This is a genomic window from Sebaldella termitidis ATCC 33386, from assembly GCF_000024405.1.
Lineage (GTDB): Bacteria > Fusobacteriota > Fusobacteriia > Fusobacteriales > Leptotrichiaceae > Sebaldella > Sebaldella termitidis.
Genome location: NC_013517.1, coordinates 1,799,628 through 1,813,963 on the forward strand (window position 1 = coordinate 1,799,628; position 14,336 = coordinate 1,813,963).

Below are 14,336 nucleotides of genomic sequence, written 5' to 3' on the forward strand. Positions count from 1 at the left end.
TTATCGTTGGGTAAAAAAATAATAACGATACATTATGAAAGATACCAAAACAGAATGCTTTGATAGGGGGTATAACGATAGAACCTTTGAAAATGAAATATTTATATAAAGCTCTCGGACTGAAGAAAAATGATACTGTAGTGGTAACGGGAGCCGGAGGAAAGACTTCTTTTTGTCTGGAATTATGTGAAGAATTAAAAAGTAATAACAGGATAATTTTTACTACTACTACAAAGATATTTTTCCCAGAAGTCAGAAAAAATTATAAAATATATGTGGGTAATGACTTTTTACATAAGACTCTAACAGAAAACGGGGCATATATAACAGGGAAAGAAGAAAATGGACAGGGGAAGCTCCTTCCTTTCAGTCTTGATGAGATAGACAGCTTTAAGGAAAGAGCAGATTATCTGGTAATAGAGGGGGACGGTTCCAGAATGAGACCGCTTAAGGGCTGGAAAGAAACGGAACCTGTCTTTGTGGATAGAACAGACAGAACTGTAGGTGTAATAACCATAAAAAGTCTGGGATTAAAGGTAAATGATGAAAACATACACAGAATAGAGTTATTCCGGAAAATTTCCGGTGCAGAGGAGGGCGAAGAGGTAACAAAACAGCATTTATTCAATGTCATAATTGCAGAAAACGGTTTATTTAAAGGAGCTAAGGGGGAAAAAATCCTTCTTATAAATCAGGCCGACAGTGAAAAAGAATTTCAAGACGCACTGGATCTTGCCGGACTTTTGGTAAGAGAAAATCTGCTTCCTGATAAAATAATAATATCTTCACTTAAAGAAAAAAAATATTATCTGTTAATTTTATAGGAACAGGAGGCGGCTATGAAAACAGGTGCAGTAATAATGGCTTCGGGTTTTTCCAGAAGAATGGGGGAAAACAAACTATTACTTAAATATAAAGGAAAAACATTTATTGAAAATACAGCGGATAAAGCTTTGGAATACGGTTTTGATAAAATAATACTTGTAACATCGCATAAAGAGGTAGAGCAGATTCTTGGGGACTTTGTAAAAAGCAGCAATAATTTTATGATAGTAACAAATAAAAATCCTGCCTTTGGATTAAGTGAGAGTATAAAGAACGGACTAAAGGAGCTTAGAGAATGCGATGTCTGTATGTTTTTTACAGGAGACCAGCCAGGGCTGACTCTGGGAACGATAAAGAGAATTCTCGGTAGAGCAGGAAAAGATAAAATAATAATTCCAAAATATAGAGGAAAAAATGGAATGCCCACAGCTTTCGGCTCTGATTTTTTTGATGAGCTTATGAAACTTGAGGGAGATTCAGGCGGTAAACAAATAATGAATTCTCATAAGGAAAGTATAGAATATGTGGAAATAAACGATCCTTTGGAAGGATTTGACATAGATACCAGAGAGGATTATGAATATTTTATTTCAAAAATTTGATTCTAAGGAGAAATTTATGTATACAGTGGGAATAATAACAAGCAGTGATAAAGGATATAAGGGAGAGCGGGAAGATGAGAGCGGCAAGCTTATAAAAGAAATAGTAGAAAGATATAATATGAAAGTAGAGCGTTATGTAGTGCTTCCCGATGAAAAGGAAGAGCTTATGAATGAAATGATAAATATGGCGGATAATCTGAATCTGAACCTTGTACTGACTACAGGAGGAACCGGCTTCAGCAAAAGAGACGTAACTCCTGAAGCTACAAAAGCAGTAATAGAAAGAGAAGCTTCCGGTGTAGCTGAAGCAGCACGTTATTACAGCCTTTCAATTACTAAAAGAGCCATGCTTTCAAGGGCAGTGTGCGGTATAAGAGGAGAAACCGTAATATTTAATCTGCCGGGAAGCAAAAAAGCAGTAAGAGAAGAGCTGGAATATATAATAGACAGTCTGATTCACGGAATAGACATCCTTTTAGGAAGTGCATCGGAGTGCGGGGAAAAGTAAACTTAAAAACCAGAAAGGAATGCATATGAAGAAAATAAATGTCAAGGAAGCTGTAGGAATGACTCTCTGCCATGATATAACAGAAATAATTCCGGGAGGATTTAAAGGTGCAAAATTTTTGAAGGGTCACATAATAAGGGAAGATGATGTAGAAGTACTTCTTTCGCTGGGAAAAGAAAATATTTATATCTGGGAGGAAGATGAAAATTTTGTTCATGAAAATGATGCAGCAGAATTTATAAGAAAGCAGGTAATGGGAAACGGTATGTCTGCTTCGGAAGTAAGGGAAGGGAAAATAAATTTTGTAGCCGAGTATGACGGACTTTATAAAATAAATACAGAGCTTTTGAATAAGATAAACAGTATAGGCGAAATAATAATTGCTTCAAAATTTAATAATATTCCTGTAAAAAAAGGAGAAACAGTAGCAGCAACAAGGATAATTCCGCTGCGTATAGAAAAAAAACAGCTTGAAGAGCTTGAGGAAATAATGAAAGATAATGTACTTATGGAAATTAAAAGAATAAATCAGGACTTAAAAATAGGAATAATAACAACGGGAAATGAAATATTTTATGGAAGAATAAAGGATAAAGCAAGGGAAGCACTCGGGGAAAAGCTCGGGAAATACGGGGTTACAAATATAGTTCAGGTTTTTATGCCTGATAAAAAAGAAAAAATCACTGCTAAAATAAAAGAACTTACTGATGATACGGATATTATACTTTGTACCGGAGGTATGTCAATCGATCCTGATGATGTGACTCCTGATGCAATAAAAGAATCCGGCTGTGAAATGGTTACATATGGTACCCCTGTACTGCCGGGAGCTATGTTTCTTTTAGGATATGTAAAGGAAAAAGTAATTATGGGGCTTCCAGGGGGAGTTGTTTTTTCAAAAAATTCTGTTTTTGATCTGCTGCTTCCAAGGATACTTGCCGGAGATATTATTACTAAAAAGGATATTATAGAAATGGGACACGGCGGTTTGTTAAGCTGAACAGGAGAAGATATGGATTTTGACGATATAGAAAAGGATATTATAAAATGGAGACGGATATTGCATGAAAATCCGGAGCTGTCATTCAAAGAATATGAAACAACAGAATTTATAAAGGAAAAGCTTCTTTCATTCGGGAATATTGAGATAATTCAGCCGGCAGAAACAGGGGTAATAGGCAGATTAAAGGGAGAAAATCCAGGGAGGACAATTGCATTCAGAGCTGATATAGATGCGCTTCCCTTGGAAGAAAAAACCTTCTGTGATTTCAGATCAAAGAATAACGGGGTTATGCATGCATGCGGGCATGATATGCATACTGCGATTTTATTAGGATTTGCACGTTTACTTTCAGAAAATAAACACAGGCTGAAAGGAGAAGTTTTATTTATTTTTCAGCGCGGTGAGGAGATGGCTCCCGGCGGTGCCGCAGAATTAAAAAGATCCGGAGCTTTAGATGAAGCAGAGATGATTTTTTCACTTCATGTAATGCCTGGTGAAAAAACAGGCAGAATAGGTGTGAAAAGAGGAACTGCCACTGCGAATAAAAATACTTTTGATATATATGTAAAAGGTAAGGGCGGACACAGCTCCATGCCGCAGCAGGTAAAAGACCCGATTCTTATCGGGGCTGAAATAGTGACTAATCTCCAGTCTGTAGTGGCAAGAAATGTTGATCCGTTTAATACTGCCGTGATTTCTACCGCGAGTTTTAAATCCGGCGAAGAATACGGAGTAATTCCTGATACTGCCCATATAACAGGCGCTGTAAGAACCTTTGATGAAAAAACAAGGGAAATAGTGATAAGCAGAATGAAACTTATAGTAGAAAATATATTGAAAGCATATGAAGCTGAGGGTGAAATAAAATTTTTTGAAAATGATTATAAAGCAGTATACAATGATGAGGAATTATGCGATATTGCTGAAAAAGTAATAACAGAAAAGCTGGGGAAGGATGCTTTGGCAATAAAAGAAAGACCGGAGAGCTTCAGTGAGGATTTTTCAGAATATATAAATCCGGCTAAAGCTTGTATGGTATGGCTTGGAGCGGATAAAGACGGAAAAGAGAATCCAAAACTGCACAATCCTTATTTTTCCCCAAATGAAAAAGCAATGATAATCGGGGTAAAATATTTTTTTGGTATAGCCAAAGAACTATTAATGTAAAATATTGGAAAAATGACTGTGATACAGTAGAATTCAGGAGGAAGATATGGGAAGAATAGTAGCGATATGCATGAGTACAAAAAAAGGAATTCAGAAAAAAGAGATAGAAGAGACAAATTTAATAGAAAAATTCGGGCTTGAAGGAGATGCCCACGGCGGTGACTGGCACAGACAGGTTAGTCTTTTGAGCTATGAAAGTATAGAAAATTTTAAAGATAAAGGTGCAGAAGTAGACTTTGGAAGTTTTGGAGAGAATCTTATAGTACAGGGGATTGATTTTTCGTCACTTTCTATAGGAAAAAGGGTAGCGGGGGAAAACTTTGAGCTGGAGGTAACCCAGATCGGAAAAGAGTGCCATACAAGATGCAGCATTTATACAAAAATGGGTGACTGTATAATGCCGAGAGAAGGTGTTTTTGCCGTAGTAATAAAAGGCGGTCACATAAAAAAGAATGATAAAATAGAAATAAAAGAATAGTATCAATGTTTCGGAACAGAAAATCAAAATTATTTTAAATTATACGGAAAGGAAAAAGTATGAGCAATGAATTAAGCCATTTTGATAAAGACGGAAAAGCAGTAATGGTAGATATAAGCGGAAAAAATGAAACTGAAAGAACAGCTGTGGCAACGGGAGAAATAAGAATGAATCCTGATACACTGAGAACTATTAAGGAGGGAAATATAAAAAAAGGGGATGTTCTCGGAGTAGCAAGAGTAGCAGCAATTATGGCTTCCAAAAATACCTATAATGCAATACCAATGTGTCATAATATACTTTTGTCCAGTGCAAAAATAGAATTTGAAACAGATGATAAAAACAGTCTTATAAAAATAAAGTCTACGGTAAAGACTACAGGAAAAACAGGAGTGGAAATGGAGGCTCTGATGATGGTCTCAGTAGCCGGTCTTACAATTTATGATATGTGTAAGGCCATAGATAAAGGAATGATCATCGGAGAAATAAAGCTTGAAGAAAAACTCGGCGGTAAAAGCGGAGTCTGGAAAAGAGAAGAAAAATAACAAAATTAATTATTTAAATTTTAGTTTGCCAAATTAACGGAAAGGAGATCTTTATGTCTGAATATCAGTTTTTATTTCATAATACAAGAGGGGCGGTAAGATTTGAGGATACTCTGAAAACTAAAAATATATCCTATAAAATTATGCCTCCGCCCGTACAGCTGGAAAACTGCTGCGGGATAAGCATCAGGCTGGAATATGATGTAGTAGAGGAATTGCTATGTCCTGATGTAAGAGAGGTGTATTTATTTAAAGACGGAAAGTATGAACTATACTGTGAAAATAAGCAGTAATTAATGCTGGGAAAACAGGAGGAAAAATGTATTATATAGGTATAGATATTGGTTCAACAGCAGCTAAAACAGCAGTTTTTTATAATGGAGAATTTATACATTTTTTTTCACAGCCTACCGGCTGGAGCAGTCTGGAAACAGCAGAATCAATTCTTGAAAAACTCGGAGAGAAGGGAATCAGCAGAGAAAACAGTTTTTTTACGGCAACAGGATATGGAAGAGTTTCTGTACCTTATGCTGATAAAACCGTAACAGAGATAAGCTGTCACGGGAAAGGCGCGGATTATCTGCTGAAAAAAGACTGTACGGTTATTGATATAGGTGGACAGGATACAAAGGCTGTAAAGATAAGAAACGGTATTTTGGAAAATTTTTCAATGAATGATAAATGTTCGGCAGGAACGGGGAAATTTTTGGAAATAATGTCAAATGCAATGGGAATAAGCCTGAATGAATTGACCGACCTGGCAGTAAACGGGAGCGGAATCAAAATAAGCTCTATGTGTACAGTGTTTGCGGAATCGGAAATAATAAGCCTTATAGGAAAAGGAACAAAACGGGAGGATATTGCTTTTGGGATTATTAATTCTGTTATTGAGAAAGTAGTGCAGCTTTGTGTGAAACAGGAAAACAGTCTGTACTTTCTCACCGGCGGATTAAGCAGCAACAAATATATATTAAAAAAACTGGAGTCAGCTCTCGGACAAAAGGTAGAAACACATAAAAATGCCAAATATGCAGGAGCAATAGGAGCTGCACTTATAGGAAGAGGTACCTGAGGAAAATCTTGAAATTGGGAGAGTGAGAATTATGGAAGAAAATAAACTTCCGGAAATTTTTGAAACATTTGGAGATGCGAGAAAAAATGGATTTGTTACTGTAAAAGAATTAAAGGATAAGGGAAAAAAAGTAGTAGGGACCTTCTGTACCTATACGCCGAAAGAACTTATTTATGCTGCGGGTGCATATCCTGTAGGACTTTGTGCTACAAGTGAGGAAACAATTCCCGAAGCTGAAAAGAAGCTTCCAAAAAACTTATGTCCGCTGATAAAAGCAAGTTATGGCTTTGCAGCAACAGATAAGTGCCCTTACATGTATTTTTCAGATTTGGTTGTCGGGGAAACTACATGTGACGGCAAAAAGAAGATGTACGAGCTTTTAGGAGAAATAAAAGATGTGCATGTATTGCAGCTTCCCCAGAATCAGGATGAAAGAAGCCTGAAGCTGTGGACTGAGGAAATACACCATTTTAAAAAGGTACTTGAGGAAAAATTTGATGTAACAATAACGGAACAGGATCTGAAAGATGCTGTTAAGCTGTGTAATGACGAGAGAGAAGTAATGCAGAGATTTTACGAGCTTGGAAAACTAACGCCTCCGCCTTTAAGCGGTCTTGAAATGCATACTATTATGCATGGAACTACATTTACATTTGATAAAAACGAGCAGATAAAAAATATAAACGAAGTAATAGAAAAATTGATACAAAAACATCAGGAAGGAAAAAGCGAGGTAAGTGAAAGTGCGAAAAGAATTCTGATTACAGGATGTCCGAGCGGGGGAATAGTGGAAAAAATAATAAAGCCGCTGGAAGAAAGCGGAGCAGTAGTGGTATGCTTTGAAAATTGTATTGGAATAAAAAGCTTTGACAGAATGGTGAATACCGAAAAAGATCCGGTAGAGGCAATAGCCGAACGATATTTAAAAATACCGTGTTCTGTAATGACGCCGAACAAAGGACGTGAGGAACTTTTGGTAAAGCTTATAGAAGAATATAAAGTAGACGGTGTAATAGATGTTATTCTCCAGGCCTGTCACACTTATAATGTAGAAACTGAAAAAATCAGAGAAGTGGTTCAGGGTGCAGATACACCGTATATGAGTCTGGAAACTGATTATTCCCTGAGTGATTTCGGACAGATAAAAACAAGATTAGAGGCATTTGTAGAAATGCTGTGAAGACAGGGGTGGAAAAAATATGCATGAAAATCTGGTGATAGTAAGAGGAGGAGGAGATATTGCCTCCGGCTCAATAGAAAAGCTTCATAAATGCGGTTTTAACGTGCTTGTTTTGGAAGTGGAAAATCCAAGCTCTATAAGAAGAAAAGTGTGCTATGGCGAGGCTGTATACACTGGAGAAATGGAAATAGAGGGAATAAAATCAAAAAAGATAAAATATCTTGATGAGATAAATAAGATGTTTGAGGAAAGAGTAATTCCGGTACTAATAGATCCTATGGCGGAATGTACCCAGATACTAAATCCTGTGGCACTGGTAGACGGAATACTTGCCAAAAAAAATTACGGAACAAACAGGGGAATGGCACCAGTAACAATAGCGCTGGGACCGGGATTTACTGCCGGAAAAGATGTAGATATAGTGATAGAAACAATGAGAGGGCATAATCTGGGAAGACTTATATATGAGGGGGAAGCTATGACTAATACCGGAGTTCCCGGAAATATAGGAGGCTTTACAAAGGAAAGAGTTATTTACAGTGAATATGAGGGTGTTATAAATAATATACACGAAATAGGCGATATAGTGAAAAAAGGTGATATTCTTGCGAAAATAGGCGGTAATGAAGTTTATGCATCTATTGACGGTGTATTAAGAGGAATGATCAGAGATGGGTTTTATGTAACCAAGAAATTTAAAATAGCGGATATAGATCCCAGAAAGGATGAGCAGAAAAACTGTTTTACAATTTCCGACAAGTCAAGAAGTATAGGCGGAGCAGTATTGGAAGCTGTAATTTCATCAATGAAGAAAAAAGGATTTCATTTATTTTAGTGTTTTGATATTTTGAAATACAGAAAAATGTAAATACTGAAATATTTGAAAAAATCAGGAGGATAAGATGGAAGAGTTAATCTTAAAAAAGATACTGGAAAATCTGGAGAATCATAAAAAAGTAGCATTGGTAACTTTAACCGATGTAGGGGGCTCGACACCGCGTGATACCGGCTCGCTTATGCTTGTTTGGGAAAACGGCGAGACATACGGTTCTATCGGCGGAGGAAAGGTAGAATATTTTGTTACCGGAGAAGCTGTGGAAGCTTTGAAGCAGAATACAGACAGAAATTTTGAACACAGTCTGACACCTGACGGTGATCTGGAAATGCAGTGCGGCGGTACTGTAAAAGGATTTATAAAAATTTTCAGACCAAATGAAAAAATAGTTATTGCCGGCGGAGGACATGTTGGTGAAAAAGTTCTGGAACTGGCTAAATTTCTTGGATTTACCTGTGAGGTGATTGATGACAGGGAAGATTACATAGATAAACCCAGTCTTCAAAAGGCTGATAAAATAACAGTCGGTTTTTATAAGGATATAGTGAAGGATGCGGCAATAGATGAAAATACCTATGTGGTAATTGCTACAAAAAGTCATATTACCGATCTTGAATTTGTAAAAGAAGTGCTTAAAACAAAGGCAAGATATATAGGAACAATAGGAAGCAGAAAAAAACAGATATTTCTGCGGGAGGAGCTTCTGCAGGACGGTTTTTCTGCCGAAGATATAAAGCGTATTTACGGGCCTGTAGGAATAAATATATCCAATCAGATGCCGGAAGAGATAGCAGTGAGCATACTTGCAGAGATACTTATGGTAAAAAACGGAGGTACTACGGAACACAGAAAACTGGAAGATTCCATTGTTGATAATATAGTACAGAAGCATTTAAAATAAATTATATGTAAAACTGCTTTGATTTTTCAGAGCAGCTTTTTATATATACAAAAATTATTTAATATTGTATAATAAATTTTAAAGGAAGCAGAAGAATCGGGGAAATGAGCATTCCAAGGAGAAGAAAAATGAAGAAAGTTATTTATATTTTGTTATTTTTATTATTATTAATTATTTACGGAATTGTAGAATATTATTCTTATAGTAATGTATATACGGGTAATTTCTGTGTAACTAAACAGAAAATTGAAGAACAGGCAGAAAAATATGAAAAACTCAGAATTGATGAAAATGGAAACTTTTCAAGATCATATGATGAATTAAGAAAGGCATTCTTTGATGATATTGTACAAAATGGAAAATACAGAATGTATATAGCAGATATAAACAGGAAAGTTTATGTAAATAATGAGGAAACACTCGAAGGACAGGGATTTCCCGGAAACATAATGGAGGTCAGTACTAAAAATACAGAAAATGGACAGAGACTGTATATGATCGTGGAAGACAATGAAAGCGGGAAAGAAGTATTCAGGATAAAAAGATACCAGATATATCCTTATAAGGAGCTGCTTAATATGTCATATACAGGGTCAGCTTCAGTAGTCGTCCAATTTAGATGTGAACTGGAAAGAGGTTCAAAGAAATAGTTTCCGCCGAAAAAAAATAAAGTAAGGAGAACAAATGAATTCATTATCAAATATAAGCTGTGAAGCTGTATTACCTGTAACTGAACTAAAAAGCACAGATGAAATAGAGAGAAGCATACAAAAAAAATATAGAAAATACCTGTGGTCGCCTTTTATAAAAGCTGCAAAAGAATTTTCCCTTGTAGAAGACGGAGACAGAATAGCAGTGGCTATATCAGGCGGCAAAGACAGCCTTCTTCTGGCAAAGCTCCTGCAGGAACTACAAAGGGCAAGTAGAACAGAATTTGAACTGGTTTTTATTTCTATGAATCCCGGATTTAATTCTGAAAATTTGGAAAATCTGAAAAAAAATCTGGATCATCTACGGATACCCTGTGAGATATATGATGATAATATATTTGAAATAGCTGAAAAAATGGCAAAGGATTATCCTTGCTATATGTGTGCCAAAATGAGAAGGGGGAGCCTGTATACCAAGGCAGTGAGTCTGGGCTGTAATAAGCTTGCTTTGGGGCATCATATGGATGATGTGGCGGAAACGGTCCTTATGAGCATGTTTCAGATGAGTAAATATGAAACAATGCTTCCCAGACTAAAAGCAGATAATTTTGATATAGAACTAATAAGACCGCTTTATTATGTAGAGGAAAAAGATATAATAAAGTTCACTGCAAATAACGGGATTCTGGCTATGAACTGCGGGTGTACAGTAGCAGCGGGGAAAACCTCGTCAAAAAGACGGGAAACAAAAGAGCTCATCAGAGAGCTTGCCAAGAGTAACCCCAACATAAAGAAAAACATATTAAACTCTACCAAAAATGTAAATTTGGAAAAAATTCTGGGATGGAAGATCGGCGGTAAAAAATACGGTTATCTTGATAAATATTAATTAGTTTGTACTTATTCCATAGTATTACATTGCGGGTTATTCAAAATGTGAAATTCAGGTAATAAAATTAACAGAAAGAGCTTTAAAGAAGGAGTAAAAAATTGCAGTTTGATTCTTTTTCAGAACCTGAATACAAAGGAAATAATATTTGTGATACTGTAATTTTTGATACAGACGGAGGTATAACCGATACTCTGTCACTGAAGATTTCTGCCGGAACAGTTTACCTTACTAACGAGCAAAATGGTAAAAAAATAAAAATATATCAAAATGATATCTGCAAAATGTGCGGAGAAATAAAAATTTATACATAAAAAGAAGGGCTTTTTTCAGCCCTTTTTAAATTTCGTCTTTAGGAATAACTCTCAACAAATTTTTTGTAGTAATTACCCAGCCGCTTTTTTCTTTTTCCAGAGTCAGGGTAGTAGCAGAAGATTTTTTTTCTTTTACTTCCTTTACAGCCTGTGAAAGGATATTCATCTGGTAGTCAACAAACTCTTTTTTTGCTTTTTCAAAGTCGTTGTTATTGCTGGGGATAAAGCTTTCTTTTGATGTCAATTCTTTAATTTTCTTATCAAGCATTTCTTTATCAAGCCCTGTTTCCTTAATAGTAACAACTGCCTTATTATCTTTTATTTTTACTTTTTCTATTTCATAGTCAAATGAAGATCCTACGATCTTTAATGTATCAGACGTAAAGGTCTTTAATTCCGGATTTTGCTGATAAAGATTGTCATAGGACAGCTTAATATCAAAAGAAAAAAGATTTAACATTTGATCTAAATCGCCTTTTTTCAAAGAAGAGTAATATTTATCCACGATGACTCTGATTTCTTTTTTTGAATTATTACAGGAAAAAAGTGACAGGAGCAGCAGAATGAGAAGCCCTATTTTTATATATTTAGATTTCATGATTCCTCACTTTCCTTTGATATTGACATTTTAGCATAATTTATACATTTTGAAAAGAAAGAAGGCTTTTTATTTATACAAAATAAAAGTATGGAAGCAGCAGTACTTATTTCAGAAGGTATCAGCGATATATCCGCAAAAAAATATCAGCAGATGAAATAAAAATATTAAATAACTGTGATAAAAATGTTATAATAATTAATGATGATCTTTTCTTTACTATTTTATCAAATTTTATATAAATAATAATATCCTTAATTAATACAAAACTTAATATTGAGCATTACTTGGCTTATGTTAATTTTATTTGAAATGCCGTTTTTTAGTATTTAATATGAAAGACAGCCTTTTTTGCATGAAAAGCAGTATTTCAGAGTAAAATAAAACGCAGCCTGTTCTGCATGGAATTATTAGTAAATTAACAGTGAGAGAGTTTTATAAATTTATTTAAATAAAAAATACTAAAGACAGAAAGGAGTCAGATATGCATAATCATAAGCATTTTCATGAAAGAGAAGAAAAAAGCGATACTAAAAACATAAAAATAGTATTTTTCATGAATTTGATATTTATGATAGTCGAAATTATAGGCGGTTTCCTTACAAACAGTATGGCTGTTATGTCAGATGCTGTTCATGATTTCGGAGACTGTGTAACACTTGCCATGAACTGGTTTTTGGAGGAATATTCGGTAAAGCAGGATGATGAGAAATATACCTACGGATACAGAAGATACTCACTTGTAGGTGTAGTGATAAACACTGTTGTTCTTGTTACCGGTTCGGTTTTAATAATAACTGAAGCATTAAAAAGGATAAGTCATCCTCAGAAGCTGGAAAGCGGAGGAATGATAGCTCTTGCAGTGGCAGGGGTAATAGTAAACAGTCTTGCAGTATTAAGACTGAGAAAAGGCAAAAAATTAACAGAAAGAGCGGTAATGCTTCACTTGATGGAGGATGTCCTCGGCTGGGCGGCAGTATTGATTGCCGGTATATTCATAAAGCTTTTCGAGCTGTACATAATAGATACAATATTATCAATAGTGATAGCAGCATTTGTTCTGTCAAATGTGATAAAAAACTTTAAGGAAACAGCGGGAATTTTTCTTCAGGCTGTTCCTTCCGGATATAATATAATTAAATTAAGAAAAAAAATGATAAGAGTAAAGGGAATTCTTGATATTCATGATATACATCTCTGGTCTCTTGACGGAATAAATAATATCATTTCCTTTCATTGTGTCGTTCCTTATGATATTCTTACCGATGAAGTCCTCAAAATAAAATACAGACTGAAAAAATATCTGAAATATATAGGAATTAATCATATAACCATAGAAATAGAATATGACTAAGAAAAAACCGTAAAATAGAATAAGTAAAACCGGAAATGAAATGTAAGAGATAAAGTTAAATAAATAACTGTGGAAATCTTAATGATAGTGTTATGTTTTTTTGGAGTTTTTGAAATAAGTTAAATAAGATATATAAAAATCCTGTATTTCTTTTGGCAAAAGCCAAAAATGAGATATAATTTAGTGTAAGTTTCGTGATCGTAACAAAGTTTAATAGTCGCAGAATTTTTTTAATGTTTTTTGGATAAGGTAACAGTAGTTTGAAAGAGTTTTTTATTATTTTGGCAATTGAAAATAAAAAAATATAATTGAGAAGAGGAGCAAACTATATGAAAAAATTCAGATGGACAATGATTTTAAGTATCATAATGCTGCTTATCAGCTGTGGAAACGGCGGGGAAAAACCTGCTGCCGGAGGTGAAGCACCTGCGGGAGGCGAAGCAAAAAAAGAGATAAAAATCGGAGTAGCATTATACAAGTTTGATGATACTTTTATATCATCAGTAAAAGATGCAATAAATGAAATTTCGGATGAAAAGTCAAAAGAAACAGGAGAAAAAATCACAATCAACGCAGTGGACGGACAAGGACAGCAGGCAACTCAGAACGATCAGGTGGACACATTTATAACACAGGGTTATGACGTAATCGCAGTAAATATGGTGGATAGAACTGCAGCTTCGGTAATAATACAAAAAGCACAGGCAGCAGGAATTCCGGTAGTATTCTTTAACAGAGAACCTGTAGCTGAAGACATGGCTAAATGGGATCAGCTTTACTATGTAGGAGCGAAAGCGGAAGAATCAGGAACAATTCAGGGAGAAGTAGCAGCAGACTATTTCAAAGCAAATCCAGACGCAGATAAAAATAAAGACGGAAAAATACAATATGTAATATTAGAAGGGGAACCAGGACATCAGGATGCTCTTTTAAGAACAGAGTATTCTATAAAAGCACTTGAAGCAGCAGGATTCCAGGTAGACAAGCTTGCAAGCGATACAGCATTATGGCAGAGAGCAAACGGTCAGGAAAAAATGGCTGCATGGATATCAGCTTTCGGGGATAAGATAGAATTAGTACTTGCTAATAATGATGACATGGCACTGGGTGCAATAGAAGCATTAAAAGCAGCAGGGTATCTGTCAGACGGAAAATTTATACCGGTTATAGGTGTAGATGCTACAGCACCGGCTAAAGATTCACTAAAAGCAGGATTATTATACGGAACTGTACTGAATGATGCAAGAGGGCAGGGAAAAGGTATCTTTGACATAGCATATGCACTTGCCAAAAAAGAAAATCCTGCAGAAAAAGTACAGGGTATAACAGATGGAAAATATTTATGGATTCCATATCAAAAAGTAACTAAAGAAAATGTAGATAAATTTTAATTAACCTCTGATAATGTGAAGTTT

Annotated in this window: 18 protein-coding genes; 17 read left to right on the forward strand and 1 reads right to left on the reverse strand. The window is 35.3% G+C overall.

Going from position 1 to position 14,336, the window contains the following annotated elements:
• The first annotated feature begins 92 nt into the window (after positions 1 to 92).
• The 15 genes from yqeC (at position 93) to STERM_RS08355 (ending at position 10,969) form a co-directional block, all read left to right on the forward strand.
• The gene (gene yqeC, locus STERM_RS08285) at positions 93 to 824 is read left to right on the forward strand and encodes a selenium cofactor biosynthesis protein YqeC (protein ID WP_012861139.1); all 732 of its coding nucleotides are present in this window, start codon (positions 93 to 95) and stop codon (positions 822 to 824) included.
• 15 nt (positions 825 to 839) lie between these two features.
• The gene (locus STERM_RS08290; RefSeq protein ID WP_012861140.1) at positions 840 to 1,427 is read left to right on the forward strand and encodes a nucleotidyltransferase family protein; all 588 of its coding nucleotides are present in this window, start codon (positions 840 to 842) and stop codon (positions 1,425 to 1,427) included.
• Positions 1,428 to 1,443: 16 nt separating this feature from the next.
• On the forward strand, positions 1,444 to 1,935 hold the full coding sequence (locus STERM_RS08295) for a MogA/MoaB family molybdenum cofactor biosynthesis protein (protein ID WP_012861141.1): 492 nt from the start codon (positions 1,444 to 1,446) through the stop codon (positions 1,933 to 1,935).
• Between the two features lie 25 nt (positions 1,936 to 1,960).
• Positions 1,961 to 2,935: a molybdopterin-binding protein gene (locus tag STERM_RS08300; protein WP_012861142.1), complete on the forward strand. Its 975-nt coding sequence runs from the start codon at positions 1,961 to 1,963 to the stop codon at positions 2,933 to 2,935.
• 12 nt (positions 2,936 to 2,947) lie between these two features.
• Positions 2,948 to 4,105: a M20 metallopeptidase family protein gene (locus tag STERM_RS08305; RefSeq protein WP_012861143.1), complete on the forward strand. Its 1,158-nt coding sequence runs from the start codon at positions 2,948 to 2,950 to the stop codon at positions 4,103 to 4,105.
• 46 nt (positions 4,106 to 4,151) lie between these two features.
• Positions 4,152 to 4,583: an MOSC domain-containing protein gene (locus STERM_RS08310; RefSeq protein WP_012861144.1), complete on the forward strand. Its 432-nt coding sequence runs from the start codon at positions 4,152 to 4,154 to the stop codon at positions 4,581 to 4,583.
• Between the two features lie 59 nt (positions 4,584 to 4,642).
• Positions 4,643 to 5,128, forward strand: coding sequence for a cyclic pyranopterin monophosphate synthase MoaC (gene moaC, locus STERM_RS08315; protein WP_012861145.1), 486 nt, complete (start codon positions 4,643 to 4,645; stop codon positions 5,126 to 5,128).
• Between the two features lie 53 nt (positions 5,129 to 5,181).
• Positions 5,182 to 5,421 carry a putative Se/S carrier protein gene (locus STERM_RS08320; RefSeq protein ID WP_012861146.1) on the forward strand — a complete coding sequence of 80 codons (240 nt, stop codon included), beginning with the start codon at positions 5,182 to 5,184 and terminating at the stop codon, positions 5,419 to 5,421.
• Between the two features lie 26 nt (positions 5,422 to 5,447).
• Positions 5,448 to 6,200, forward strand: coding sequence for an acyl-CoA dehydratase activase (locus STERM_RS08325; protein ID WP_012861147.1), 753 nt, complete (start codon positions 5,448 to 5,450; stop codon positions 6,198 to 6,200).
• A gap of 31 nt (positions 6,201 to 6,231) precedes the next feature.
• Positions 6,232 to 7,380, forward strand: a complete 1,149-nt coding sequence (locus STERM_RS08330) for a double-cubane-cluster-containing anaerobic reductase (protein WP_012861148.1) — start codon at positions 6,232 to 6,234, stop codon at positions 7,378 to 7,380.
• A gap of 19 nt (positions 7,381 to 7,399) precedes the next feature.
• The gene (yqeB, locus tag STERM_RS08335) at positions 7,400 to 8,215 is read left to right on the forward strand and encodes a selenium-dependent molybdenum cofactor biosynthesis protein YqeB (RefSeq protein WP_012861149.1); all 816 of its coding nucleotides are present in this window, start codon (positions 7,400 to 7,402) and stop codon (positions 8,213 to 8,215) included.
• 67 nt (positions 8,216 to 8,282) lie between these two features.
• Positions 8,283 to 9,116, forward strand: coding sequence for an XdhC family protein (locus tag STERM_RS08340; protein WP_012861150.1), 834 nt, complete (start codon positions 8,283 to 8,285; stop codon positions 9,114 to 9,116).
• 128 nt (positions 9,117 to 9,244) lie between these two features.
• Positions 9,245 to 9,766: a hypothetical protein gene (locus STERM_RS08345; RefSeq protein ID WP_012861151.1), complete on the forward strand. Its 522-nt coding sequence runs from the start codon at positions 9,245 to 9,247 to the stop codon at positions 9,764 to 9,766.
• 34 nt (positions 9,767 to 9,800) lie between these two features.
• Complete coding sequence (locus STERM_RS08350) at positions 9,801 to 10,655, forward strand: tRNA 2-thiocytidine(32) synthetase TtcA (protein ID WP_012861152.1); 855 nt, start codon at positions 9,801 to 9,803, stop codon at positions 10,653 to 10,655.
• 101 nt (positions 10,656 to 10,756) lie between these two features.
• Positions 10,757 to 10,969, forward strand: coding sequence for a hypothetical protein (locus STERM_RS08355; protein ID WP_012861153.1), 213 nt, complete (start codon positions 10,757 to 10,759; stop codon positions 10,967 to 10,969).
• A 25-nt stretch (positions 10,970 to 10,994) separates the two neighbouring features.
• Here STERM_RS08355 and STERM_RS08360 read toward each other — a convergent pair whose 3' ends face one another.
• Positions 10,995 to 11,567 (reverse strand): hypothetical protein, encoded by a 573-nt coding sequence (locus tag STERM_RS08360; RefSeq protein ID WP_012861154.1) that lies wholly within the window; start codon positions 11,565 to 11,567, stop codon positions 10,995 to 10,997.
• A 484-nt stretch (positions 11,568 to 12,051) separates the two neighbouring features.
• Between STERM_RS08360 and STERM_RS08365 the strand changes: the two genes are divergently transcribed.
• Positions 12,052 to 12,921: a cation diffusion facilitator family transporter gene (locus STERM_RS08365; protein ID WP_012861155.1), complete on the forward strand. Its 870-nt coding sequence runs from the start codon at positions 12,052 to 12,054 to the stop codon at positions 12,919 to 12,921.
• Positions 12,922 to 13,250: 329 nt separating this feature from the next.
• Positions 13,251 to 14,312, forward strand: a complete 1,062-nt coding sequence (locus STERM_RS08370) for a galactose ABC transporter substrate-binding protein (protein WP_012861156.1) — start codon at positions 13,251 to 13,253, stop codon at positions 14,310 to 14,312.
• Positions 14,313 to 14,336: the final 24 nt, after the last annotated feature.

Bases quoted from the DNA above. Each gene is read 5' to 3' on its own strand.
- STERM_RS08370 (WP_012861156.1), top strand. From the start codon at position 13,251: ATGAAAAAATTCAGATGGACAATGATTTTAAGTATCATAATGCTGCTT.
- STERM_RS08350 (WP_012861152.1), top strand. From the start codon at position 9,801: ATGAATTCATTATCAAATATAAGCTGTGAAGCTGTATTACCTGTAACT.
- STERM_RS08365 (WP_012861155.1), top strand. From the start codon at position 12,052: ATGCATAATCATAAGCATTTTCATGAAAGAGAAGAAAAAAGCGATACT.
- STERM_RS08360 (WP_012861154.1), bottom strand. From the start codon at position 11,567: ATGAAATCTAAATATATAAAAATAGGGCTTCTCATTCTGCTGCTCCTG.
- STERM_RS08325 (WP_012861147.1), top strand. From the start codon at position 5,448: ATGTATTATATAGGTATAGATATTGGTTCAACAGCAGCTAAAACAGCA.
- STERM_RS08345 (WP_012861151.1), top strand. From the start codon at position 9,245: ATGAAGAAAGTTATTTATATTTTGTTATTTTTATTATTATTAATTATT.
- STERM_RS08330 (WP_012861148.1), top strand. From the start codon at position 6,232: ATGGAAGAAAATAAACTTCCGGAAATTTTTGAAACATTTGGAGATGCG.
- STERM_RS08310 (WP_012861144.1), top strand. From the start codon at position 4,152: ATGGGAAGAATAGTAGCGATATGCATGAGTACAAAAAAAGGAATTCAG.
- STERM_RS08340 (WP_012861150.1), top strand. From the start codon at position 8,283: ATGGAAGAGTTAATCTTAAAAAAGATACTGGAAAATCTGGAGAATCAT.
- yqeC (WP_012861139.1), top strand. From the start codon at position 93: ATGAAATATTTATATAAAGCTCTCGGACTGAAGAAAAATGATACTGTA.
- STERM_RS08305 (WP_012861143.1), top strand. From the start codon at position 2,948: ATGGATTTTGACGATATAGAAAAGGATATTATAAAATGGAGACGGATA.
- moaC (WP_012861145.1), top strand. From the start codon at position 4,643: ATGAGCAATGAATTAAGCCATTTTGATAAAGACGGAAAAGCAGTAATG.
- STERM_RS08295 (WP_012861141.1), top strand. From the start codon at position 1,444: ATGTATACAGTGGGAATAATAACAAGCAGTGATAAAGGATATAAGGGA.
- STERM_RS08300 (WP_012861142.1), top strand. From the start codon at position 1,961: ATGAAGAAAATAAATGTCAAGGAAGCTGTAGGAATGACTCTCTGCCAT.
- STERM_RS08290 (WP_012861140.1), top strand. From the start codon at position 840: ATGAAAACAGGTGCAGTAATAATGGCTTCGGGTTTTTCCAGAAGAATG.
- yqeB (WP_012861149.1), top strand. From the start codon at position 7,400: ATGCATGAAAATCTGGTGATAGTAAGAGGAGGAGGAGATATTGCCTCC.
- STERM_RS08320 (WP_012861146.1), top strand. From the start codon at position 5,182: ATGTCTGAATATCAGTTTTTATTTCATAATACAAGAGGGGCGGTAAGA.